Source organism: Pseudomonas sp. S2_B10, assembly GCF_054668425.1.
On the sequence record NZ_CP162768.1, the window covers coordinates 4,839,640 to 4,864,538 of the forward strand.

Below are 24,899 nucleotides of genomic sequence, written 5' to 3' on the forward strand. Positions count from 1 at the left end.
CACTGTATTTACGGAAGCTTTAATGGATCGCCCGCGTTTTCGAAAAGCATATCTTGCTCCGCGCTTCTGGCCGCTCTGGTGCGGCCTGGGGCTTTTGTGGCTGATCGTGCAGTTGCCGTATCCGGCGCTGCTGACCATCGGTCGAGTTTTGGGCGCGTTGATGTATCGCGTCGCCAGCGACCGGCGAACCATCGCCCGGCGCAATCTTGAATTGTGCTTCCCGGAAAAATCCGCCGCTGAGCGCAAACGCCTGCTCAAGGAAAACTTCGCCTCCACCGGCATCGCCTTCTTCGAGATGGCGATGAGCTGGTGGTGGTCGCGCGAGCGTCTGGCGAAACTGGCCCACGTCGAAGGCCTTGAACATCTGCAGAAGGCCCAGCGCGAAGGCAAAGGCGTGATTCTCATGGCCGCGCATTTCACCACCCTGGAAATCGGCGCGGCGCTGCTCGGCCAGCAGCACACCATCGACGGCATGTACCGCGAACACAAAAACCCCTTGTTCGACTTCGTCCAGCGCCGTGGCCGCGAGCGGCACAATCTCGATTCGCTGGCGGTGGAGCGCGATGACGTACGCGGCATGCTCAAACTGCTGCGCTCGGGACGGGCGATCTGGTATGCGCCGGATCAGGATTACGGCGCCAAGCAGAGCATCTTCGTGCCGCTGTTCGGCATTCAGGCCGCCACCGTCACTGCGACGACCAAGTTTGCACGGCTGGGCAAAGCGCTGGTGGTGCCGTTCACTCAGGAACGTCTGGCCGACGGCAGTGGTTATCGCCTGGTGATTCATCCGCCGCTGGAAGACTTCCCCGGCGAAAGCGAGGAGGCCGATTGCATCCGCATCAATCAGTGGGTCGAGAGCGCTTTGCGTGCCTGCCCCGAGCAGTATCTGTGGGCGCATCGGCGCTTCAAGAGTCGCCCACCGGGCGAGCCGAAGCTTTATCCCAAGCGTCGTTGATTCACCCGTACTGACAAGCACTGTGGAGTGTTGCGATGAGTCCTGCTGAACCGGTCACAGGTTTGATTCTTTCCGGCGGCGGGGCTCGGGCGGCTTATCAGGTCGGGGTGCTGGCGGCGATTGCCGAGTTGCTGCCGGTCGGCGCGGACAATCCGTTTCCGGTGATCGTCGGCACCTCGGCCGGGGCGATCAATGCGGTCAGCCTGGCCAGTGGTGCCATGGATTTTCGCGCTGCCATCGAACGCCTGACCCAGTTCTGGCAGGGCTTTCGCAGCCACCGCGTGTTGCGCAGCGACTGGCCGGGCGTGATCCATCAGGCCAGCCGTTTCGTCAGCCACAGCCTGCTCGGCCTCGGTCGGCAGATGCCGGTGGCGTTGCTCAACAGTTCGCCGCTGCGCGAGCTGCTCGAGGAAAAACTGCACCTGCCTGGCATCGCCGAATCCATCGCGCGCAAGCAATTGCACGCGGTAGCGGTGACCGCGTTTGGCTACGAATCGGGGCAAGCGGTGACGTTCTATCAGGGCGGCGGCACCATCGACGCCTGGCTGCGGCACCGTCGTATTGGCGTGCCGACGCAATTGTCGGTCGATCACCTGTTGGCCAGTTCGGCGATTCCGCTGTTGTTCGCGCCAGTGAAAATCGGCGAGGAATATTTCGGTGACGGCGCAGTGCGCCAGTCGGCGCCGATCAGCCCGGCGCTGCATCTGGGGGCCAGTCGCGTGCTGGTGGTGGGCGTCAGCGGCAACCCGCGCGGCGTCGATCCGCAGCAGCCGCTGGAGCGCGCCTACAGCGGCCAGCAACCGACTCTGGCGCAGATTGGCGGGCACATGCTCAACAGCACGTTCATCGACAGTCTGGAGAGCGATATCGAGTTGCTGCAGCGTCTGAATCAGTTCAGTCATTTGCTCCCGGCCGGCACACCCACTCGCGCGCTGGGTGTGGCGCCCGTGGAAGTGCTGGTGATTGCGCCGAGTCAGCCGATCGACGAAATCGCCGCGCGGCATCGCCAGGAGTTACCGGCGGCGTTGCGCCTGTTTCTGCGCGGGCCGGGGGCGACGAAGACGAGCGGGGCGGGGGTGCTCAGTTACCTGCTGTTCGAGGCGGGGTATTGCAGCGAGTTGATCGAGTTGGGGCGGCGCGATGCGTTGGCCAAGCGCGAGGAGCTGTGCCGGTTTTTGCGGATATCTGAAGCGGTGGCTCCTGCCTGAAATCTGCGGTGAGGCCTTCGCGAGCAGGCTCGCTCCCACATTGGAACTCGGTCTGAATGTGGGAGCGAGCCTGCTCGCGAAGCTTTCAGGGTCAGAAGTGGAACTTGACCAGGAAGCTTGTGGTGCTCTGATCGGTCTTGAAGTACTGGCTGTCCTTGATCCCGTACTTGTCCGACCAGTAGTCGTACTCGACACCGACATACAACTGCTTCTCGCCGAAATTCAGCGCCTTGCCCAGGTCGTATTTGACCTGCGGGTTGAAGTGCAGGTTGGCGTGGTAGTCGCCCTTGGAATTGGAGTCGTTGTCGACCACCCAGTCCATGAAGCCGTCGATGAGGATGTTCGATTTGCCCACCGGGATGGTGTAGGACCACACCGGGGTGATCTGCCAGACATTGTCACCGGCGCGTGCGCCCTGGGTGTGACGCTGGTAGAAGTTCAGCTGGAAGTAATCGAAGCCCGGAATCGCCAGGTCGAAGCCCGGACCGATCAGGTACGACTCGGTATCGCCTTCACCGAACTCGTAGGTCATGGCCAGCAGCACGTCAGTCACCGGACCAAAGGCCAGTTTCTGATCGAAGATCTTGCCGAATGACAGGCGCGGGCTGAGCTCGCCGTAGTAGGTGTTGGAGCCGACGCCGCCATCATCCTTGCCGTTGTAGAAGATCTTGTCGATGAACAGGAAGTTGTCCCCATACTTCCAGGCATCGGCGTGCTCGAAGGTCACGGTCTGCTGAATGCGCGGGTTGACCTGGAAGTCCTTGCCATACAGGTAGGTCAGGCTGTTGTTCTGCCACTGCAGCAGGCCTTCGGCCATCGCCTGGCCGCCGGCGAACATCGATCCGGCCAGCATCAGGCTGGTGCACATACGTTTCATTCGGTTGCTCCCAAAGTAGGTGTTCCACGTTATTTTTTTAAGATCGGCGCTCTGATGTGGCGCCTTTTTTCGTACCGCAAATTTCATCCGATCGGTCAGCTTTGAATGCTGGTAGCAAAAGCTGCGCCAAGGCTTTTGAAAAACCAAAAAACGCCCGTTCGGCTGCTGAAAAACAGTCGACGAGCGTGTTTTCGGGATGCCTCAGGACTGACCGCAGCCGGGATAAGTTGGCTTTTCGGTCAGAAATTGAATTCAGGCTTTTTTTTAGAGCGAATTCGGAAGGCCGCGGAGAATACTGGCTCCTCGGCCAACGCTCAAGTGCCCCGCAACAGAGCACCGTCGGCAAGCATGGCGCACGGTTGCGGGCCATCTCAGAAGTGCACCTTCAGCAGCAGGCTGGCGGTGTTCTGGTTGGTATCGAACGCGTGGCTGTTTTCGATGCCGTATTTGTTCTTCCAGTAGCTGTACTCGGTGCCGACGTACAGCTGTTTCTGGCTCCAGCCCATGGCTTTGCCGAGGTCGTATTTGATCTGCGGATTGATGTGCAGGTTGGCGTGGTAGGTGCCGCGCGAGTTTTCGTCGTTGTTGACGACCCAGTCGAGGTAGCCGTCGATCAGCACATCGGAATTGCCCAGCGGGAAGCTGTAGGACCACGCGGGGGTGATCTGCCAGACACCATCGCCGGGGCGCGGGCCTTCGGTCTGGCGGCGGAAAATGTTCAGGGTGACGTAGTTGAAGCCGGGCACTTTCAGGTCGAAGCCGGGGCCGATCAGATAGGCCTCGGTTTCGCCTTCGCCGTACTCGTAGGTCATCGCCAACAGCACATCCTTGATCGGGCCGAACTCGATCTTGCGGTCGAGGATCTTGCCGAAGGACAGACGCGGGGTGAACTCGCCGTAGAAGGTATGCGGCCCTTTGTTCGGGTCTTCCTTGCCGTTGTAGAAGATCTTGTCGACGAACAGAAAGTTGTCGCCGTACTTCCACTTGTCGGCGTGCTCGAAGGTGACCGTCTGCTGATACGACGGGTTGATCGCGAAATTCTTGCCGTACAGATAGCTGAGGCTGTTGCTCTGCCACAGCAGCAGATCGCCGGCCATGGCCTGACTCGCGGCCAGCAGGCCGCCACTCAACAGAACGTTGCTTTGCGTGCGGGTCATCTGTTGCTCCCTGTTGTTTTTATTGTTTGAGGCACAAGCAGTTGCGTAGTCCCTGTGGGAGCGAGCCTGCTCGCGAAGCGGTTGTGTCAGTCGCCATCAATGTTGAATGACACAGCGCTTTCGCGAGCAGGCTCGCTCCCACAGGTGGCGTGGTGGTTTCAATCAGTGAGCATGGCAATCATTGATCGCCGCACGCTCCTTGCCGCCGAGGATGTTGAACAGCAGGTTCAGCGTCAGCGCGCTGAGGGTGGCCATGGCGATGCCGCTGTGGGTGATCGGGCTCATCCACATGGGCAAGTGGGCGAAGAATTCCGGACGCACCACCGGGATCAGGCCCATGCCGATGCTTACCGCGACCAGCAACTGATTGCGGCGGTCACCGATGTCGGCCTCTTGCAGGATCTTGATGCCAGTGGCCGCGACCATGCCGAACATCGCAATCGCCGCGCCGCCCAACACCGCCGGTGGAATCGATGCCACCAGAAACGCCGCTTTCGGCAACAGGCTGAGGACGATCAGCAGGCCACCGGCAACGATGGTCACCGAACGGCAGCGCACACCGGTCATCTGCACCAGGCCGATGTTCTGCGCGAACGAGGAGTGGGTGAAGGTGTTGAAGAAACCGGCGAAGAACGACGCGCCGGCATCGCACAACAAGCCACGACGGAGCATGCGCGGGCAGACTTCCTGGCCGGTGATCTTGCCCAGCGCGAGAAACATCCCGGTGGACTCGACGAAGATGATCACCACCACCAGACACATCGACAGAATCGGTGCCAGCTCGAATTTCGGCATGCCGAAATGCAGCGGGGTGACGAACTGAATCCACGGTGCGCTGGCCATGCCGCTGAGGTCGACCATGCCGATCGCGCCGCACAGTACGTAGCCCAGACACATGCCGATCAGTACCGAAATATTGACCCAGAATCCGCGCATGAAGCGGTGAACCAACAGAATGGTCGCCAGCACCAGCGCAGCGATGGCCAGATAAATCGGCGAACCGAATTGCGCGGCGTCGACACCGCCACCGGCCCAGTTCACGGCCACGGGGAACAGCGATAAACCGATCGAGGTGATGACCGTGCCGGTCACCAGTGGCGGGAAGAAACGCACGACCTTGGACATGAACGGCGCGATCAGCATGCCGAAGAAACCGGCAGCTATCGTCGCACCGAAGATCCCTTGCAGACCGATGCCGGGCATGCCGGCCATGGCCACCATGCTGCCGACCGCAGCGAAACTGGCGCCCATCATCACCGGCATGCGAATGCCCATCGGGCCGATGCCGAGCGACTGCACGATGGTGGCGATGCCGGCGACCAGCAGGTCGGCGTTGATCAGGAAGGCGATTTCTTCACGACTCAGGCCAGCGGCCTGTCCAATGATCAGCGGCACCGCGATGGCACCGCCGTACATCAGCAGAACATGTTGCAGACCGACCAGGATCAGTTGCAAAAGGGGCAAACGCTGAATGGCGGGTGCGTCGGGGATGCGCGCTTTGGACAGCTCGGACATGCAACACCTCGGATCTTTTTTATTCTTGTGATTAACAGCTGCCGGGTTGCTTGCAGCTGTTTCTTTGCATCAGGCAGACCGCGGAGCGGCCATTCGCGGGCAAGCCCGCTCCCACACAGGCTATGCAAAACCCTGTGGGAGCTGGCTTGCCAGCGATGCTTTTAACGATTAATTGGTTTGTGCTCCCTGGGCAATCCAGGCACCGATCAGGTCACGTTCCTGCTGGGTCATCTGGGTGATGTTGCCCAGTGGCATGATCTGCGTGGTGATGGCTTGCGCCTGAATGCGCGCGGCGTTCTGGCGGATCTGCTCGGGGGTGTCGAACATCACACCGGCCGGGGCTGCGCTGAACAACGGGCTGGTCGGCTTGGACGAATGGCACACCGTGCAACGCTCTTGAATCACGTTGTGCACCTTGTCGAAACCGGGGCCGGCATTCGAGGCTTGCGCGGGTGCCGCCGCAGGGGCTGCGGGTGCCGCAGGTTGCGCCGCTTCGGCCGGTTTCGCGCCACCGCCCAGTGCCGTTTCCGGCAGCGGTTGGTACTCGATTCTCGCCGGTGCCTTGGCCACTTCAGGTGCGCTCGACATCGGCGCCGGGCCAGTGACGTAGGCCAGGCAGATCATGCCCACCGCTGCCACCGGCAGGGTCCAGGCAAACTTGTGGCTGTCGTGACGGGTGTTGAAGTAGTGACGCACCAATACCGCCAACACCGCGATCCCGGCGAGGATCAACCAGTTGTACTGGCTGCCGTAAGTGCTCGGGAAGTGGTTGCTGATCATGATGAACAGCACCGGCAGGGTGAAGTAGTTGTTGTGTCGCGAACGCAGCAGGCCCTTGGCCGGCAGGGCCGGATCAGGCGTGCGGTTCTCGGCGATCGCCGCGACCAGTGCCCGTTGCGCCGGCATGATGATGCGGAACACGTTACCGACCATGATGGTGCCGATGATCGCGCCAACGTGCAGGTACGCACCACGACCGCTGAACACCTTGCTGAAGCCATAGGCGGCGGCAATGATCAGCACGAACAGGATGAAGCCGAGCAGGGCGGGTTTCTTGCCCAGGGCCGAATCGCAGAGGAAGTCGTAGACAAACCAGCCGACGATCAGCGAGCCGATACCGATGGCCACGCCTTCAGGACCGCTGAGGCCACTGCCGGGTGCCACGAGGTAGAGCACCGGATTGGAGTAGAACACCACGCACAGCAGCGCGATCCCCGACATCCAGGTGAAGTAGGCTTCCCACTTGAACCAGTGCAGGTTGTCCGGCATGGACGGTGGGGCCAGTTTGTATTTTTCCAGGTGGTAGATGCCGCCGCCGTGGATCGCCCACAGATCACCGGCCAGACCGGTTTTCGGGTTGACGCGGTTGAGGTTGTTCTCCAGCCAGACGAAGTAGAACGACGCGCCGATCCAGGCCACGCCAGTGATCATGTGAACCCAGCGCACGCTCAGGTTCAGCCATTCCAACAGATGTGCTTCCACAGTCTTTACCTCTCGCCTGTCACTCTTGTTGTCGAGTGATCAGACCTTCTCTTATTGGTGGGGGGCGAGGATCAACCGCTCATCCTCTTTGAAAAAATGCTCATCGCAGTTATTGCCTGTGCCACTGCGATCAACCACCAGGAAGTCATCCCGCTTTTCGATCGTCAGCACCGGGTGGTGCCAAACGCCGCGATGGTAATTAATGCCCTGCCTGCCGTTGGTGACGAAGGCGCGGACCAAGCCTGATACAGGTTCATCGCCAACTGGCGCGACCACGATCAGAAAGGGGTTGCCGAGCAGCGGTATGAAAGCCTGGCTGCCCAGCGGATGGCGTTCCAGCATGCAAACGGTCAGCGGCATGTCCTGCGCGTCGGCGCGGAAAATGCTGATGATCGCGTTGTCCTCAGGCGTAGCGGTTTCGACCGTCGCCAGTTTGTGGAAGCGCATGGTCGAACCGTTGTTGATCATGAAGTGATCGCTGCCGTCGGTTTCGATCACGTCACCGAAAGGGGCGAAGGCTTCTTTGGTCAGCGGTTCAATCGTCAGTGTGCGCATGCTGTTCTTCTTTTCGTTGAGTGATCGTTCCCACGCTCTGCGTGGGAATGCAGCCCGTGACGCTCCGCGTCACATCCAAAGCGGACGCAGAGCGTCCAGTGATGCATTCCCACGCAGAGCGTGGGAACGATCATTGCAGTGTTATTTAGCGACCTTGCCGAGTACACGCAGGCGACTCACGCCACCATCCGGGAACACGTTCAGGCGGATGTGGGTGATCGGGCCGAGTGCCTTGATCTGCTCGACGAAGGTGTGTTCGGCGTGCATTTCAAGCTTCTGGCTTGGCAGCAGTTCGCGCCAGAACAGCGACTGGGTTTCGATCTGGCTGTCGGTGCCGCCCTTGACGAAGGCGCCCTGGATCGAGCAGGTGTCCGGGTAGTTGCCTTTGAAGTGCAGGGTGTCGACGACGATCTTCTCGATCTCGCCTGGATGACCCAGGGCGACGATTACCCAGTCATTGCCCGGCGTGCGACGACGTGCGGTTTCCCAGCCGTCGCCCATGTTGATGCCGCGGCCCGGGTTGAGGATGTTGCTCATGCGGCCGAAGTGTTCGTCGGAGCAGGCGAGGGCGCGGCCACCGTTAAGGGCTGCGGCCAGATCGACCTGCTCGTTGTCGCCCACAGCGGACCAGTCGCGGAACGGAATGCCGTACACGCGCAGACGGGCAACACCGCCGTCCGGGTAGATGTTGAAGCGCAGGTGGCTGAACGCTTTGTCGTTGCTGATTTCATGGTAGTGGTGGCTGTTGCCCTGCAACTCGACGGCCGACAGCACTTCGGTCCACTGGGTGTTTTCATCCGGCTCGCCCGAGGCCAGGAAGCACGCTTCCAGCGAGGCCGATGGCGGGTAGTTGCCGGTGAAGAATGAAGTGTCGATGTCCACGCCTTTGATCGAGCCCGGTACGCCCAGACGGATCACCGCGCTGTCGTAACCTTCGAAGCGCTTGCGGCGCGACTCCCAGCCGTCCATCCACTTGCCGTTGTCATCGAACACGCCCTCCTTCCATACGGCCGGGGTCGGTTGGAACAGACGATTGGCGTCTGCGAACCAGTCATCGGTGACCGAGATGATTTTGGTGCCCAGACGGGCGTCGGCCAGGTTGACGTATTTTTCGAAAGGTACGGCGTAAGCTTTCATTCTTCTTGTCTGCCTTTGATAAGTTGGCTGGGGATGCTCGCAGGGCCCTGGGCGTTTGCGCGTTCATTCACGCTCGGGCCAGGCTTGCTAAAGAGTCAGTAAACGGAACAGGGCAATCTTGTTGATCTCCGCCAGCGCGCATTTGAACTCGGCTTCCACCGAATTGTTGATGCGCGTTTCGAACGCCGCGAGGATCTGATGCCGGTTGCTGCCTTTTACCGCCATGATGAAGGGAAACTTGAACTTGGCTTTGTAGGCGTCGTTCAGCTCGGTGAAGCGCTGGAACTCTTCGGCCGTGCATTGGTGAATACCGGCGCCAGCCTGTTCATTGGTGCTGGCTTCGGTCAGTTGGCCCTGGACGGCAGCTTTGCCGGCCAGGTCCGGGTGAGCGTTGATCAGGGCCAGCTGGCTGGCATGATCGGCGCTCAACAGGATATCGCTCATGCGCTGGTGCAGGGTTTCGATCTCGTCGATCGAAGCGTCCGCACCGAGGTCGTAGGCCTTTTCGGCCACCCATGGCGAATGTTCGTAGATGTCGGCGAAGGCTTTGACGAAAGCGTCGCGGCTCAGGGTCGACGGTTGCAGGGTTTGAAAGCGGCTCATTTTGCAGTCCCTTGGTACGGGTGGGTTTGCTGCCAGTGGCGTGCGATGTCGACGCGACGGCTGAACCACACCTGTTCATGACTTTTGGCGTATTCGATAAAGCGTTTGAGCGAAGCGAGGCGACCAGGACGGCCGATCAGGCGGCAGTGCAGACCGATCGAGAGCATTTTCGGCGCCTCGGCACCTTCGGCGTAGAGCACGTCGAACGCGTCTTTGAGGTATTCGAAGAAATCGTCACCCTTGTTGAAACCCTGCACTTGCGTGAAGCGCATGTCGTTGGTGTCGAGGGTGTAGGGGATCACCAGATGCGGCTTGCCGGTCGGGTTGTTCGGTTCCCAGTAGGGCAGGTCGTCGTCGTAGGTGTCGCAGTCGTAGAGGAAACCGCCTTCTTCCATGACCAGGCGACGGGTATTCGGCCCGGTACGGCCGGTGTACCAGCCCAGCGGACGCTCGCCGGTCAGTTCGGTGAGGATGCGGATCGCTTCGAGCATGTGCTCGCGTTCCTGCGCTTCGTCCATGTACTGGTAGTCGATCCAGCGGTAGCCGTGGCTGCAGATTTCGTGGCCGGCCTCGACCATCGCACGGATCACGTCCGGGTGACGCTGGGCGGCCATGGCCACGGCGAAGATGGTCAGCGGAATATCGAATTCCTTGAACAGCTTCAAAATGCGCCAGACGCCGGCACGGCTGCCATACTCGTAAAGCGATTCCATGCTCATGTTGCGCGCGCCCTGCAGCGGCTGGGCAGCGACCATTTCCGACAGGAAGGCTTCGGATTCCTTGTCGCCGTGCAGAACATTGCGCTCGCCACCTTCTTCGTAATTGAGTACGAAGGACAGGGCGATCCGGGCATTGCCCGGCCAGTGTGGGTGAGGAGGGTTACTGCCGTAACCGATCAGGTCGCGTGGGTAGTCAGCGCTCACTGCAGTCTTCCTTCTTGTACGTTGACAGATTGGTGTGGCGGCCTGGCAGGCTGGCGTCACAGCGATGGGCTGATTGTATACAACTTTATTTACATTTTGTAAGCCTGAATTTTCGCATTTTTCACCGGCTGTCATCTTTTGCTGTTAATGGTTCCAGCCTGCAAGAAACCTGCCTGACCAGTCAGCTAATGAATAGAAGGTTCAATGATCAGGCGCTTTGCCTGCGAATTGGTGATAAAGACCCGGATGGCGGGGGTGAAGCGAAAAATGTCGTTTTTATTGTGTACAATTTTTTTGAAAAGTGTCTTAATCAGTCGCTCGCCGCAGCGTTTCGTGCTCCGAAACGGTGCGGTCTCCTTTTCAACTGACTTCGGGAGGCGCGAAGTCTGACCGCTTGTTGCGGCCGGGCGCGCAGAATCAATGGGACGTTTGACAACACACGTTTTGGACGCTGCACACGGTTGCCCGGGCAGCTCGATCAAGGTCGAGCTGTACCGCGTTGAAGGGTCGCACCTGGAATTGGTCGCCAGTGCGACAACCAACAGCGATGGCCGGGTCGATGCGCCGTTGCTGCAAGGCGATGATTACCGCACCGGGGTTTATCAGGTGCAGTTCCATGCCGGCGATTACTACCGCGCCCGGGGCGTGCAACTGCCCGAGCCGGCCTTCCTGGACGTGGTGGTGCTGCGTTTCGGCATCTCCGCCGAGCAGGAGCACTATCACGTGCCCCTGCTGATTTCGCCTTACAGCTATTCCACGTATCGGGGCAGCTGACCCCCAAGCAGCTGCCCCCACCGGGAAGCGACTGCGCATATAGCTTCTTTGGTCTTTCGCCCGCTCACACTGCGGGCTTTTTTTATGCCTGTTTACAGCTCAACCGCCGGTGCAGGCGGGTAGCGGCTCAGCGCTCGCGGATAATGAATACCGAATCTGGCGTGGACGCGACCTTCAATACACCCCCGATCAGCCATACCACTTTATTCTGCGCGGCTGCATCGGTCAGTGCCTTGAAGGCGTCCTGACCGATTCTGGCGGGCAAGCCCGGTTCCGCCAGTTCGTTGCCAGGCACATGAGTCAGGCCGGCCTGACTGATCGCTCCCAGTTTCAAAAAGAAGATCTGATCGTGACCGGCTCGTTTGAAGACCAGCGTCGGCATTCTGTGCTCATAAGTCAGTGGAAACAGCTCGTAACCACAGCCGACCAGCAACGCGCCGAGCAATCGCCGCAGATTCAGATCCGAGGGATAGGTCTTGTAATGATTCCAGGCGGAGGGGAAATGCTGCGGATCGAAGCTCAGGCGTTGCAATTCGCTGTCGGTCTGGGAAGGCATCGGAATAAGCCGTTTGCTTCCCAGGTCGATGTCCGGCGCAACGGCCAGCATGTTCAGCGGGTCGGCAAAATCGGGAGCTGTGGAAAACGGCAGTTGTTTCCACTGATGCAGAACGGCCTGGACATTGATCAATCCGGTGCCGGTAATCGTCTCGGAGTGATCGGCGAGTTCGAACAACCTGCGGGCGACGGCCCTTGCTGTTGCTTCAGAGAAATCGGGGAACGCGCGAGCGACGGACGTTGATATCGGCTCTTCAAAAAAGCGTTTGCCCGGATGGACCTCACCCGGATCACTGCCGATGCGAAAAGTCGCTACCGGCTGTCGCTCGGGCATGTTTATCAGCATGCTTTCGAAAGTATTGAAATCTGTCGGGACAAACTCGGGATGACATACGAAATACACTTTGGGTGTCGTGTTTGAGCCGACAGGGACGATTGGATAATGCAGCCAGCCAAGCTGTACCGATTCGATGTGCACTGGTTTGTTCAGGTGCCCCCAGGGCAGCCAGAAATACGGGGTCAGCTCCTCAGGCGGAGTCGTGGCTTTCGACGCGGTTAGCGTTTCTGTGTCCTCGGCAAGTCGTGGACGCTTGCTCGGGCCGGGGACTGCGTTGTCGGACTGGCTGGCTTCGGGCTTGGTACCTGATGGCTTCGCCCCGGGTGTTTTTCGCCGCCAGAAAACGGTGCCGGGGATTTGCTCGAAGAAAACGTCGGGTGCATTGGTCGTTGAGGCAAACGCTTGTTGATATTCACCGTCCTGGTTTTTGCGCACCATGACGGTGCCGTCTACCGTGGTTACGAAGGTCTGCCTGAGTCTGTTGTAACGAAGGCCTTCTGTCGCCATTTCCGGCTTGGTCAACGTCATGGCGTCGGCCGGCGAGATGTATGAGGGCAAGTGTGGTGTGGAGGACGCAGGCCGGTTGGAGGGCCTCTCGGGCCGCTGGATTTGCCAGATCGCCTGACCCTCGGTTCGCGTCAGAGGCAGGCCGGGCACGCCGGGCGCGAAGGTCAGTGGCACATGGTAGTTGCCTTGCCCGTCCTGCTCGACGACAAACTGGCCTTCATTGGCGATTTGAGCGTAGGTGCGCTGATCCGGTCCAGTGAACAAGCCATCGTTCTGCGTCACCGGCACCAATTCGTGGAAGCGCTCTTGCGGCCAGGCGATTGCGGTCCGAGTGGCGCTGAAATCATGCGCTGCTTCTGGCAACGCATGAAGGCTGACCGTGGGCACTGCGTTGGCTGCGGCAGAGGTGGCTGGCGCTTGGCTGATCGCCGGCGAATCGATGCCCAGGAGCAGGGCGTCAGGCATGTCCAGGCCCACATTTCTGACGAGGGGCGGTGATACGGGATGTGTGGCATCGGGCGAATCGGGCGATTTTATGGTCGGGATTTTTTTGGGTGATTTGGCCATGGGAAATACTCGGAAAAAGAGCGCGCAGACGCGTGCGGGTGCCGCGTAGACAGTACGCTGATAAAAAAAGGGTGTTTGTTGACGGGTTACCGCGAATTACGCGGGAGGCACTTTCATCAGCGAAACAGGGCGGAAAATGTTGGTCTGGTGACTGCAGCGATTCACTACTCTTAACGCAGACTTTTCGATGCGGGATTTGTCGGCACGCAATACCCAGCCATGGGCGGCCAGGTTGTAGCCCACGCGTGCGGTTTCGTCGTTGACGCAGATAACGTTCCAGACTTTGACTTCGTCGTTGGCCAATGCGGCAAAATATGGCGGGAGCGCTTTTGAGGCGTCGGGCTCTTCGAAAAAACGTGCATCAAGCCCATCCAGATAAATGCGATCAAAGACCAGATCGACCGTGTGCACAACTCCACCGGTTGTAATAACGCGGATTTGATCTATCAGATCTTCGCTTCCATAGACCGGCAGATAAAAAGTGGTTGTGCCGATGGAGAGTCGGTTTTCTTCCAGCCTTATTTCGACCTTGCCGAGCTGCGTTGCATCAAGTTCCCAAGTGGATGAATAGGGCAGGCGAACTTTGGCATCGGCAAGTGCGCCGGGAGTCGAGAGTTTGATGGTCATGTCCGGGAGTACGTGGATGAGATAACTCGAACCTTCTCCTTCGTAGTTGTCCATGTCGGTTTGCACGGCCAGTCGAATCGGCGTTGCGCAAACTCTTGTACGGCCCATCGGTTCAGCTGCTTTTTCAGCCAGATTGTGAAAGTAACGCTGAGAGCGAACCTCGAGCGGCAGTTTCATCTGGGTCACCCAATCCCGCGATACCGTGAAATCCGTAAATGCAGGTGCGATTTCGGTTTGCGCTGTAAGCTCGGCATCTGCAACGACACCGTCCTTGAAAATCAATACGTAACGGCTGAACGGACGAACAGCCATGGTGCGCAGGATCTTCGTAATATTGTCGTGATCGTCTTCGTTACGCGCAGCGGAGTAATAATTGAGCTTGATGCTTTTCGCGCCGAAGTGATAGACGAGATGGCAACCAACAGTCAGGTGATATGACTTGGGTTTGTCCGAGAAAAAATGCGCCTCCGCTTTTGTCAGCTCATCGCTGCGGAAATCCAGATATATCCGGGTAATGACATCAGAACGTAAAACTGCGTAAAAAGTGGTTGTCTTGCCGGTTCTCGGGACGTAATAGGCAGCGGGTTTGCGGTGGCGGATCCAGCATTCCGCTGCATAAATAATGATCGGGTTTACCGGTTTTCCTCGTTTGAGGAAGATTTCGGTTATTTCTACGGTGTGGCCGTCCGGGATTGTGTCTGGCAGATCAAGTCTGAAATGGAAATCATCGCTGGTTACGAAAACCAGGTTTTTGTTGCTCAGCTTTCTAGTGTGTTCGGTGTTCGTATAAACGTCATGAATGGTCAACACGTTTTTGAGGTGGTCAGACGTTTCGAAACCTGAGCGGATGACCAGGTCGTTACCCTCGATATCCCAGGATTCAATCAACTCCTTGCGCCAGTTCATGACGATGTAGCTGGTCTGTTCACCATCATCGACAATGGAAAAACGGCCAGCCACATGCGCAATGTAATATTGATCGGTGCCGGCGCCTCCCGACGCTTTTGCTCTTTCGTGAGAGAGAAATATCTGGTCGTCCCCAGCGCCAGCTTCAATGCTGTCGCTGCCCCGGGATTTGATGATGTTGTTTTGCGCGGAGCCCGTTACCACGCTTGCCGCGCGATGGACTGTCTCAACGTTTTCGATGCTGTCCAGCAAACTGTGCAGGATAGATATCCGGTTATTGTCGGCATCGACATCGCTCGTGATGATCTGCAATGTTCCAGCCAGCAGATCTACGTCATAGCCAGTTCTGTTGGTATTTCGGGAGGAGTAGCTGCCGCCGAGTACCAGTGTGTCATTTCCTGCGCCGCCGCTCAGCGTCGAATGATCTGCGACATGGCGACCCCTTTCAAGGAAGTCCGCTGCGTTCTCAAACAGGAACTGGTCATTTTCTTCGCCGCCCGAAAGTTGTTTTTTTCCTGACTTGTAATGGAAGGTGTTGGGTTTTTTTCTACCCCTCTGATCGAGTCGTTGCCCTCGCTGATAAACCAGAGAACGTTCTTGCCCTCTGCGGCGACCCCCAACTCCGCGCCGGGTGTATCTTTTGTAACCCCTGCGCGTGCATCAATGATGTCATCGGTGCCTACCACTTCAGGGACATTGACCGATTCCCACGCATCCTGTTTGGTCCACCAGTTTCGTTTCCAGACCCGCGTTGGTTTCAGACGCACATCGAACTTGCCGTTGACGATGGCTTCGGTGGTCTCTTTCAAGGGGCCATCGAGCAGCGTTCTGGCGGACTTTTTCAGTTGCAGAGAGTGCTGCAACAGCGTCTTTGCCTTGATATAGCGGTTTTGAACGCTTTGATCGACCTCCATCATGCAGAACGAAAACCAACCGCTACGCCACCGTTCATCGACAGTCAATTCAATGTAGTCATCTATATCGTCAACGATACGCACCGCACCGTAGACCTGTGAGCCGATGGCGAGGATCGCGCCGGCTGCAAGTCCGACAGGGCCGGCAAACGAGAACCCGGCCATAGCGGCGGACCCGAGGATGACAGTCATGGCTGCACTGGTAATGCTCAGGCCAGCGCTGACGTAATGATCCATCGCTTCTTTGCCGGTGGCATTCTGAGCGGCGTTCATCGACCTCACGGCGGTAAAGATGTCGAAGGGCAGCGTCAGCATGCCGCCGACCAACCCTCCCGATCGACCCAATCTGAGTGCAAAGCGGGTTTTGGCGAAGTCCCGATAAGCACTTTGCCCGGCTGTGAGCATCTGCGTGGCTATCTTGCTCACCGCGACATCGGCCGCGATGGAGCCCAGCTCCGATACAATGCCTGCGCTGTTTATCGCTATTTCAGCAGTGTTTTCGGCTTTGATCGCATCGACAACGCCGCGAATTCCCATGAAGATGCCGAAGCCCTGGATGCCCACGCTGGAGCCCAGCGTCGCGTAACTTTTGGTCAATGCGGCCCAGCGGGGATGATGTTTGGGGACGTGCACGTGTTGCAGATCAAGCGACTGTGCGGCACTCAGAAGTTTGACAAGTTTGTCGCGGTAATTGCCGGATACAGTATCTGCAGCACTCTCCCTCAAGAGCCGGGGAGCGGTGAGCGGGCGCTGGCTGGCCATTTCAAACAGGAGCGTGGGCAACAAGTAGCTATCGCTGCCCGTTGAAGTTTTCAGGTAGTGTTCAACTTTATTGGCGTCGAACTGCAGGCTATTGATAAAAGAGCGCTTGGGGCGGCGAAAGAAACTGTTCTCGCCATTCAACGGCTGACCGTCAATGGTCGCGCCTAATCCGTCGAGTGCGGTACGGGTAATTGAAATATCGCCAATTTCAAAAGGGCCGAACACTTCGTCCACCATTTGCAACTGACTCGATTTTTCGTTAGTTCGGCTCTGATCGATGGTTGAGGGCTTGTATTCGTTGGCTTCATAGCCCAGATCCATGATTATTACGGTATCGGAAACAGGTTGCAGGTCCGCGTGTATTGAAGGGTCGGTTTGTGCTGTTGCTTCGCTTATCAGTGTGGCCATTAGAACTTCCTTGTTCCGGCAATTGTCGTTAAGGCGAAGAATATTACGTTGGCTTTTCCAGAGCTGTATATCGGGGGGTTGTTGCTATCTATTGCATATTAAAGATTGAATGTTGTTCGAGTTGAATTGATTCAAAACAACACATCATCCCGCCCGAGGTCCGTTCCGGCAGGATGATCAATAGTGGCGCTTTTCAGTGGCTGCCAAGCAACGACGCGGCGCCAGCACCACCAAATAGTCCGGCACTGACCCGATTGAACCAACTCTGGCCTTTGCCGCTGCGCAGATAACGTGCGGCGCCATGGGCGCCCAGGCCATAGGCCAGCTTGCAGCACAGATCGAGCACTACCCAGGTCGCGATCATGATCAGCAATTGCGGCAGAAAAGGTTGCTCAGCGCGGAGGAACTGCGGCAGAAACGCGGCGAAAAACAGGATGTCCTTCGGATTGCTCGCACCCAGTACAAAGGCGCGTCCGAACAATGTGCGAAAGCGCGGCACCGGTGCAGCCTCAGGTACTTCGGCGCCCGTCGATGGCTGCCGCGACTGCTGCCAGCTCTGCCAGGCGAGGTAGAACAGGTACAGCGCACCGACTATTTTCAGTGCGCTGAACAACTGCTCCGAAGCCATTAGCAATGCGCCGAGGCCAAGTGCCGACGCGCTGAGCAGGCAGATCGAGGCGATCACGCCACCCAGGAACGCGGGGTACGACCGGCGCAAACCGTAATTCAGACTGTTGCTGATCATCAGCAATGACAGCGGTCCCGGGATCAGGATCACCACCAGCGCAGCGCCACTGAACAGCAGCCAGGTTTCCAGACTCATCGTATTGCTCCTTTGTTGTTATCGAGATGTGCAAAAGCCCCACCGGTGAGGGTGAGGCTGGTTTGAAGCCTGAACCGCGCAGCGTTTACAGGAAGATGAACTTGGCGATGAAGATCGCGCAGAGCACCCACAGGCTGACGGAAATTTCCTTGTACTTGCCGGTGCCGGCCTTCAACGCGACGTAAGTGATGAAGCCCAGGGCGATGCCGTCGGCGACCGAAAAGGTCAGCGGCATCATGATCGCCGTGACGATCGCCGGAATGGCGTCGGTCGCTTCGTCCCATTCGATGTGGGCCATACCGCCCATCATCAGCATCGCCACGTAGATCAGTGCACCTGCCGTGGCATAAGCGGGAATCATGCCAGCCAGCGGTGCGAAAAACATGGCCGCTATAAATAGCACACCCACGGTGACGGCGGTAAGACCAGTCCGACCACCAGCGGCCACGCCAGCGGCACTTTCCACGTAACTTGTCACAGGTGGAACCCCCACCACGGCGCCGAATACGCTGGATGCGCTGTCAGCCTTCATGGCTCGGGAAAGATTCTCGATGCGACCGTCAGCGGCGACAAGGTTGGCGCGCTGGGCCACGCCCATCAGCGTACCGGCGGTGTCGAACATGTGCACGAAGAGGAAGGCGAGCACCACGCTGATCATGCTGACGTTGAACACGCCGGCGACGTTCATTGCCATCCAGGTCGGCGCCAGGCTCGGCGGCGCGGACATGATGCCCTCGTAGTGCACCAAACCCAGGCCCCAGCCGGCGAGGGTGACGGTGATGATGCTGATCAGGATCGCACCGAACACGCGGTGGTAACTGAGGATCGCGATCATCAGGAAGCAGATTGCGGCGAGCAGCGGGCCAGGTTCACGCAGCGAACCCAGCTTGATCAGTGTCGCCGGGCTGTCGACGACGATACCGGCCGTCTTCAGACCGATCAGGCCCAGAAACAGACCGACACCGGCGCCCATCGCGAACCGCAGGCTGACCGGGATACTGTTGAGCAGCCACTCGCGGATCCGCGAAAAGGTCAGGAACATGAACAGCACGCCAGAGACGAACACCGCGCCGAGGGCGGTTTCCCAGTTGTAGCCCATGGTGCCGACCACGGTGTAGGTGAAGAAGGCGTTGAGGCCCATGCCCGGTGCAAGCCCTACCGGCCAATTGGCATAGAGCCCCATCAACAGGCAACCGAGCGCAGCGGCGATGCAGGTGGCGACGAAGGCCGCACCGTGATCGATGCCTGCGTCGGCCATGATGTTCGGGTTGACGAAAATGATGTAAGCCATGGTGATGAAGGTTGTCAGACCGGCAATCAGCTCGGTCTTCACCGTGGTGCCGTGCAAGCTGAGTTTGAACAGACGCTCCAGCAGGCCATTGCGTAATGGCGGCGTGAGCTCGAGCGGCGGTGCTTCGGATTTGCGGCTTTCCACAGCGAGTACTCCTCAAGAGTTTTATTGTTATTTCCAGGGCCGGACCCATGAGGGGTGGCAGCGGCCCTTTGAGGCATACGCGAATTTGTTGACCGTATAGTCAGGAACTCGCACGCAGTGGATTATGCTTTTGTGTACAAATAAAGCAAATATTGTTTTGGTTTTTGTCGCCGATTTTTTTGCCGATAGGGATATATGGCTATCAGGATGGCTTCGCGAGCAGGCTCGCTCACACAGGAGAATGCGTTCCAATGTGGGAGCGAGCCTGCTCGCGAAGAGGGCGGTCCTGTCAATCCAGATGCGGCTGATTCCCCCCAAGCGCCAGATTCACCGCCAACCACCCATTCACCGCCGCTTCCCCAGCCTCGGCAAATACCCGCTCGAGCAATTTCACCTGCTCACGGCGCAACGCCTGCTCGAACTTCGCGCCTTCCGCCGTCAACTCAAGCAGGCGCTTACGCTTGTCCGTCTGCGAAGCGACGCTGTCGACCAGATGCATTTCCTGCAACTGGCGCAGGGGCATGTTCAACGCTTGTTTGCTCACGCCCAGCAGGGCCAGCAACTCTTTCACACTCAGGTTCGGATAGCGCGCGATGAAAAACACGATGCGCTGATGCACCCGCGAGAGGCCGCGACGCTCGAGCATTTCATCAGCCTTGGCAGTGAACGCCTGATAGCCGAAGAAAAACGCTTCCATGGCCTGTTGCTGAGTAGAGGGGTTCTTAAGGTCAAGCATGTTGACGTACTCGCTCAAGCTGTCGTAATTTCAGTCAACAAGTTTGACTCATTTCCTGCATGCCTTGCTACGGTGACCTCCATGGCTTTGTCCGAACGTGTCTCGCGCCTTAAAAGTTCTTTGATCCGAGAAATCCTCGCGGCGGCCCAGCGTCCGGAGGTCATGTCGTTCGCCGGCGGCTTGCCGGCTGAGGCGATGTTGCCGAAGGTCGAGTGGGACGAAATGCCGTTATCGCTGGGTCAGTACGGCATGAGCGAAGGCGAGCCGGCCTTGCGCGAAGCTTTGGCGGCAGAGGCGAGGGCGCTGGGCCTCGAGTGCGATGCGAGTCAGGTGCTGGTGGTCAGTGGTTCCCAGCAAACTCTGGATCTGGCGGCAAAACTGTATATCGACAAGGGCACGGAAATTTTGCTGGAGGCGCCGACTTATCTGGCCGCGCTGCAAATCTTCCAGCTTTTCGGCGCCGATTGCCTGACCGTGCCGCAGGAAGCGGACGGACCTAACTTGGCGCAACTTCGCAAACGTCTGGAACAACACCGCCCGGCGTTTATCTACCTGATCCCGACGTTTCAGAATCCTTCCGCCGTGCGCTACAGCGAGGCCAAGCGCGCAGCGGTTGCGGCATTGCTCGATGAATTTGGCGTCACGCTGATTGAAGACGAGCCATACCGCGAACTGACTTTCGATGGTGGCAGCGCGAAGCCGATTGCGGCGCGTCTGAAAAAAGCCAGCTGGATCTACACCGGCACCGTGTCGAAAACCTTGCTCCCGGGTTTGCGTGTCGGTTATTTGATCGCTAGTGCGGATCTGTTCCCGCACCTGCTCAAGCTCAAGCAATCGGCGGATCTGCACACCAATCGCATCGGTCAGTGGCAGGCGCTGCAATGGATCGGCTCGGAAAAGTATCAACAGCATTTAAGTGAGTTGCGGGATTTCTATCGGCTGCGGCGAGATGCGTTTCAAATGGGGCTGGAAAGCCATTTTGCCGATCTGGCTGACTGGGACATGCCGCAAGGCGGACTGTTCTTCTGGCTGACGCTGAAGCAACCGCTGGATACGCGCACTTTGCTCAATGAGGCATTGGCCAATGATGTGGCATTCATGCCCGGTGAGCCGTTCTTTCCCGAGCCGGACAAGCATCATGGGCATTTGCGCTTGAACTTCAGCCACATTGATCCGTCGCGGCTGGATGAGGGGTTGAAGCGTTTGGCGGCGGTGGTGCGGCGGGCGCAGATGGAAAGGGCGGCCTAGCAAAAACGCCGGCTTAAGGGCCGGCGTTGTCAGTGCGGGCCTCTTCGCGAGCAGGCTCGCTCCCACAAAATGGAATGCGTTTCAAGGGTGGGAGCGAGCGCGCTCGCGAAGGCGGCTATCGCTCCAACCCGTTAACATCAGACCGCCGCAAACCGCTTATCCAGATAATCAATAATCACCTTGGATTCATACATCCAGGTTGTCTGCCCGTTCTCTTCAATTCGCAGGCAAGGCACTTTGATTCGGCCACCCTGTTCCAGCAGGGTCTGGCGATCCTGCTCGTTGTTCTTCGCGTCTTTCAGCGCCACCGGCACATTCAGGCGATGCAGGGCGCGGCGGGTTTTCACGCAGAACGGGCAGGCGTGAAATTGATACAGCGTCAGGTCCTTCGCGGCAGCGTCGACTTGCGCCTGAGCAGCGGTGGGGCGTTTTTTCTTCCCCGGGCGGGTAATAAAGTCGATGAAGATAACCAGTTGGCCGAGGCCGACACGAAGCGCTTTGACGAACACGTTGAAAGCCTCACGGTGCAAATGAAGAAGGCGCGCAGCTTACCCGATTTTTCACGGGCGAAAAAAAACCGGCGATCAACGCCGGCTCTTTTCTGTTGCGAATTACTTGATGAGGCTGAGGAATTCGCTACGGGTTGCCGCGTTTTCACGGAATTCACCGAGCATCACCGAAGTGATCATCGACGAATTCTGCTTTTCGACGCCGCGCATCATCATGCACATGTGCTTGGCTTCGATCACCACGGCCACGCCCAGCGCGCCGGTGACTTGCTGCACCGCATCGGCGATCTGGCGGCTGAGGTTTTCCTGAATCTGCAGGCGGCGCGCGTACATATCGACGATCCGCGCAACCTTGGACAGGCCCAGCACTTTGCCGCTCGGGATATAGGCGACATGCGCCTTGCCGATGAACGGCAGCAAGTGGTGTTCGCACAACGAATACAGCTCGATGTCCTTGACCAGCACCATTTCGCTGTTGTCGGAGCTGAACAGGGCACCGTTGGTGACCTCTTCGAGCGTCTGTGCATAACCGCGGCAGAGGTACTGCATGGCTTTGGCGGCACGCTTTGGCGTGTCGAGCAGGCCCTCGCGGGAGACGTCCTCGCCCAATTGGCCGAGAATCGCGGTGTAATTCTGTTCCAGTGTCACAGAGCTTTATTCCGTATGGGTTCTAGAGGAGGGACGGTTCCTGTCAGTACCAATCAGGATTTGGTCAAGCGCCCCGGCTTCGCTTCAGTCATGAATGTGATTGATCCAACGGGCATAAGTCGAAGCGGCATTTGCACGCTACGGCCAAACTGATTCGGGATGAAATCGAGGTTCATGCATGTCATGGGGCTTATGGTAGCGTAAGTATGCACGTAGTTGTATTGCCAGTTGGCCCTGATATTGAGTGCAGCAGGGGCCGCTTGGCTGCTGTTGCCAGTCATTCTTGCGTGTTAGACAAACTCAAAAATCTTGATTGGCAGCCCAAACACGGTAATCACTCAGCGCTTATAGGTGGGACATTGGATATTTGCGCCTCAATGACCACGATCGGCTTGTCGGAGAAGCGTGTCGTCATGCACCTGACTGGAGCGGCGCAAGCCGGGGGCGGACATCCGTGTGAGGTTCCCGCGACCCCTTGTGGAAGAGGTGGCTGTTGCACATGGGGGGCACTAGGTCTGCCAGGGGCGCATTGCGTTGCGCCCTCGGTCGAAATTGCAATCCCTGCGGAGCTTTAGCCGATTCGTGAGTGTCACCTTTCAGGGCAGGGAGACGCACCAGGATACCGACGGCGGAGTATTCGAAGCGATGAATTCTGACGAAGCTAAGCCCCTGAATAAAGGTTGGCCTTGTCTAGAACTGTGCCACGTTCCGCTGACAATCATTGAGGCAGCCCTCTTGAGGTCTGGGAAGTCTTACGACGGGATTGCGGCTCTCGGTAAAAGGACCGCGCTCGCGAGCGTGCGCCCGGCTCGTTGTTCAGTTCCCACGATTTTCCTTTAACGGAATCAGTCAACTGATGTGATCGGCGCTTCAATTGAACATAGAGGCTAAAGAAATACGTTATTCAAAATATTCCTTTTTGATAGCTGAATTCGGATGTTGCACTGACTCTCTAGCGCTGTTATAAAAAGACAAGACTAATGTCAAATATATTACTACAGCGAGCAATGCTTCCTTAGTGCTAAATTTATTCTTCAGATTTTTTGAGAAACCGTAAGAAATGGCGCAATAGCCTATCAAGTGAAATGGTAGGAAAAATCTGGTTTCTATCGCGCCTGGTGTGATCGCCAAAACAGGTAGCAACAATAAAACGAGCCAAGTGACTTTTGACAGTATTTGAGGCCAAGGATTTCGGCCCGTTTCAGATCTGGCAACCACGAGTACTAAGAAAAATGCACCTAGTACAGACAATGACAAGCTCGTAAAAGAACGGAAATTTCTATCCTTTGATGATGTTGATGTGTACGGGTCCGGATCTCTGACATCCATACCATTGATGAAATGCTTGGTATAAATTTGCAAAAACGAAAGCGGGTGATTGACAATGGCAGTAAGGATTTTTGGAACAGTAATAACGCCTTCGCCAAGATTTGCATTTTCAAATAAACGCTCGCCCAAAGGGTCTATGTAATAAATCGGATATATACCCCCGGTTTCTGAGTTGTATCCAGTCTCATACCTTTGTATGGTAACTCCCCACTTTAACTGATTGGCGTACAGCGAAGTATTTTTGTTATCCGTTATGACAAATGGTGACGGCGAGTTCAGGTGTTTAAAGTTGATTATTATCTGTGGCAACGAAGCAAAAGTCGCTCCGGCAATAAAAGAAGCTGTTAGCAGAAGTTTTTCGATGTGACTGTTTTTCTTCAGTAATAATGCCGGGATGATTGGGATTAAAATTAGTAATGGGAACAAATATATTGTTCTAATGTTGTAGGCGCCATAAGCGGTGATGCCTGCTAAAAACAAAAATAGAAACGATGAGGCCAGGTTTTTCTGTTTAGACGCTCTTAAGGCTAGGTAAAGGCTCGTCACGATCATGCATAGCGCCGGGAGATCACTTAGCGGATAGGCCATTAGACCTGGAAAAAATATCGCAACGAGAAGTGGTGGAAGTATTCGGCGGGAGATCGAGAGTTTCCCTCCGATAAGTCGTGTGAATACATAGGGTAACAATGTGGAAAAAATGTAGGAGAACAGTAGCGCTTGTATGACATAAAATCCAATGTAGCCGGACGAGGGCCACGAATTCGCTATAAATCTTGGAATGGCGAGCACCAGAGGATAAAAATATCCTCGCATGGTTTTTGGAAAATCCAAGTCTAGAATGAAAGAGCTGTAATGCCAGTAGGCGTTAGCATCGCCAACGAATTTAATAGCGCCTATGCAGAATTGGGTGGTGAAAATAATAAGTAAAGTTAAAAAAAATGCAGAAAGCTCTTCATGGTGCTTAAAGGCTTTAAGCATGGTTTTGATTTTAGAAGTATGTGGTTTCTTGTAACTGCCAGTGTCCATTCTTAATTTCCGGATGTTTTAATTTTAAACTCTGTAACGTGCTCGAGCTTTTAGGTGTTGGGCATGTGCTGGTAAATTCTACAGCATAAATTTCGGATTTATCGACCTACCATAAGTTTTGCCTGGAGCTTTTCTTTCTGAGGGAGGACGAATCGTCGCTTAGCAGTGCATGAAATGTTTCTCTCCGTACGCAGGATCCGATGCAGGTGGCCAAAAACTGGCCTGAGAGAAGAGTTGGTGGTTTGTCCTCATTTTTGTCAAAATAGATCAGCGCATCCAGAGAAAGCCGCTCGGGGAGCTGAATGTCCGCAGGTCTGTGCTCGAAACCGAGCGCGCTCAGTGGGTGGAGGAACAGCACTATGAATTTTGCTCGTGC

The 24,899-nt window shown here is 57.1% G+C and carries 21 protein-coding genes; 4 read left to right on the forward strand and 17 right to left on the reverse strand.

The genetic code is table 11. The features are described 5' to 3' along the window. Nucleotides 1–22 precede the first annotated feature (22 nt). Together AB4O45_RS21675 and AB4O45_RS21680 are read left to right on the forward strand one after the other, a co-directional pair. A complete protein-coding gene (locus AB4O45_RS21675; RefSeq protein WP_041479319.1) occupies nt 23–955 on the forward strand; it encodes a lipid A biosynthesis lauroyl acyltransferase in 933 nt (310 codons plus the stop codon). Nucleotides 956–990: 35 nt separating this feature from the next. Continuing rightward, a complete protein-coding gene (locus tag AB4O45_RS21680) occupies nt 991–2,163 on the forward strand; it encodes a patatin-like phospholipase family protein (RefSeq protein WP_041479321.1) in 1,173 nt (390 codons plus the stop codon). A gap of 91 nt (nt 2,164–2,254) precedes the next feature. Here AB4O45_RS21680 and AB4O45_RS21685 read toward each other — a convergent pair whose 3' ends face one another. The 8 genes from AB4O45_RS21685 to puuE all read right to left on the reverse strand — a co-directional run bounded on the left by AB4O45_RS21685 (nt 2,255) and on the right by puuE (nt 10,412). Beyond that, on the reverse strand, nt 2,255–3,040 hold the full coding sequence (locus AB4O45_RS21685; protein ID WP_056784020.1) for an outer membrane protein OmpK: 786 nt from the start codon (nt 3,038–3,040) through the stop codon (nt 2,255–2,257). A gap of 371 nt (nt 3,041–3,411) precedes the next feature. After that, complete coding sequence (locus AB4O45_RS21690) at nt 3,412–4,197, reverse strand: outer membrane protein OmpK (protein ID WP_431078392.1); 786 nt, start codon at nt 4,195–4,197, stop codon at nt 3,412–3,414. A 162-nt stretch (nt 4,198–4,359) separates the two neighbouring features. Continuing rightward, the gene (locus AB4O45_RS21695; protein ID WP_095180786.1) at nt 4,360–5,712 is read right to left on the reverse strand and encodes a nucleobase:cation symporter-2 family protein; all 1,353 of its coding nucleotides are present in this window, start codon (nt 5,710–5,712) and stop codon (nt 4,360–4,362) included. 168 nt (nt 5,713–5,880) lie between these two features. Then, nucleotides 5,881–7,194 carry a urate hydroxylase PuuD gene (locus tag AB4O45_RS21700; protein WP_431078393.1) on the reverse strand — a complete coding sequence of 438 codons (1,314 nt, stop codon included), beginning with the start codon at nt 7,192–7,194 and terminating at the stop codon, nt 5,881–5,883. 51 nt (nt 7,195–7,245) lie between these two features. Next, the gene (locus AB4O45_RS21705) at nt 7,246–7,749 is read right to left on the reverse strand and encodes an ureidoglycolate lyase (protein ID WP_016773758.1); all 504 of its coding nucleotides are present in this window, start codon (nt 7,747–7,749) and stop codon (nt 7,246–7,248) included. Between the two features lie 141 nt (nt 7,750–7,890). Beyond that, complete coding sequence (gene alc / locus AB4O45_RS21710; protein WP_071171520.1) at nt 7,891–8,886, reverse strand: allantoicase; 996 nt, start codon at nt 8,884–8,886, stop codon at nt 7,891–7,893. An 87-nt stretch (nt 8,887–8,973) separates the two neighbouring features. Then, nucleotides 8,974–9,489 carry a 2-oxo-4-hydroxy-4-carboxy-5-ureidoimidazoline decarboxylase gene (gene uraD, locus AB4O45_RS21715; RefSeq protein WP_016773760.1) on the reverse strand — a complete coding sequence of 172 codons (516 nt, stop codon included), beginning with the start codon at nt 9,487–9,489 and terminating at the stop codon, nt 8,974–8,976. Further along, nucleotides 9,486–10,412, reverse strand: coding sequence for an allantoinase PuuE (puuE, locus tag AB4O45_RS21720; protein ID WP_150638729.1), 927 nt, complete (start codon nt 10,410–10,412; stop codon nt 9,486–9,488). The genes uraD and puuE overlap by 4 nt, the downstream gene beginning before the upstream one ends. A 420-nt stretch (nt 10,413–10,832) precedes the next feature. Here puuE and uraH point away from each other — a divergent pair, with 420 nt between their 5' ends. Further along, nucleotides 10,833–11,186 carry a hydroxyisourate hydrolase gene (gene uraH, locus AB4O45_RS21725; protein WP_041479332.1) on the forward strand — a complete coding sequence of 118 codons (354 nt, stop codon included), beginning with the start codon at nt 10,833–10,835 and terminating at the stop codon, nt 11,184–11,186. A 127-nt stretch (nt 11,187–11,313) separates the two neighbouring features. Here uraH and AB4O45_RS21730 read toward each other — a convergent pair whose 3' ends face one another. From AB4O45_RS21730 to AB4O45_RS21755, 6 genes are all read right to left on the reverse strand, one after another. Beyond that, the gene (locus AB4O45_RS21730) at nt 11,314–13,152 is read right to left on the reverse strand and encodes a hypothetical protein (RefSeq protein ID WP_460160521.1); all 1,839 of its coding nucleotides are present in this window, start codon (nt 13,150–13,152) and stop codon (nt 11,314–11,316) included. A 96-nt stretch (nt 13,153–13,248) separates the two neighbouring features. Beyond that, entirely contained in the window at nt 13,249–14,997 is a 1,749-nt protein-coding gene (locus tag AB4O45_RS21735; protein ID WP_460160522.1) for a hypothetical protein, read from the reverse strand. A 98-nt stretch (nt 14,998–15,095) separates the two neighbouring features. Continuing rightward, entirely contained in the window at nt 15,096–16,769 is a 1,674-nt protein-coding gene (locus tag AB4O45_RS21740) for a hypothetical protein (protein WP_460160523.1), read from the reverse strand. A 193-nt stretch (nt 16,770–16,962) separates the two neighbouring features. Further along, a complete protein-coding gene (locus tag AB4O45_RS21745) occupies nt 16,963–17,592 on the reverse strand; it encodes a LysE family translocator (RefSeq protein ID WP_041479336.1) in 630 nt (209 codons plus the stop codon). A gap of 85 nt (nt 17,593–17,677) precedes the next feature. Beyond that, nucleotides 17,678–19,027: an NCS2 family permease gene (locus AB4O45_RS21750; protein ID WP_024012217.1), complete on the reverse strand. Its 1,350-nt coding sequence runs from the start codon at nt 19,025–19,027 to the stop codon at nt 17,678–17,680. Nucleotides 19,028–19,316: 289 nt separating this feature from the next. Further along, nucleotides 19,317–19,763: a MarR family winged helix-turn-helix transcriptional regulator gene (locus AB4O45_RS21755; protein ID WP_041479388.1), complete on the reverse strand. Its 447-nt coding sequence runs from the start codon at nt 19,761–19,763 to the stop codon at nt 19,317–19,319. Nucleotides 19,764–19,844: 81 nt separating this feature from the next. Here AB4O45_RS21755 and AB4O45_RS21760 point away from each other — a divergent pair, with 81 nt between their 5' ends. After that, nucleotides 19,845–21,011 carry an aminotransferase-like domain-containing protein gene (locus AB4O45_RS21760; RefSeq protein WP_460160524.1) on the forward strand — a complete coding sequence of 389 codons (1,167 nt, stop codon included), beginning with the start codon at nt 19,845–19,847 and terminating at the stop codon, nt 21,009–21,011. A 137-nt stretch (nt 21,012–21,148) separates the two neighbouring features. Here AB4O45_RS21760 and AB4O45_RS21765 read toward each other — a convergent pair whose 3' ends face one another. The 3 genes from AB4O45_RS21765 to AB4O45_RS21775 form a co-directional block, all read right to left on the reverse strand. Next, the gene (locus AB4O45_RS21765) at nt 21,149–21,520 is read right to left on the reverse strand and encodes a glutathione S-transferase N-terminal domain-containing protein (RefSeq protein ID WP_095180792.1); all 372 of its coding nucleotides are present in this window, start codon (nt 21,518–21,520) and stop codon (nt 21,149–21,151) included. Between the two features lie 102 nt (nt 21,521–21,622). After that, nucleotides 21,623–22,168, reverse strand: coding sequence for a GTP cyclohydrolase I FolE (folE, locus tag AB4O45_RS21770; protein ID WP_205970537.1), 546 nt, complete (start codon nt 22,166–22,168; stop codon nt 21,623–21,625). Nucleotides 22,169–23,068: 900 nt separating this feature from the next. Further along, nucleotides 23,069–24,523 (reverse strand): hypothetical protein, encoded by a 1,455-nt coding sequence (locus tag AB4O45_RS21775; protein WP_252887590.1) that lies wholly within the window; start codon nt 24,521–24,523, stop codon nt 23,069–23,071. Between the last annotated feature and the right edge of the window lie 376 nt (nt 24,524–24,899).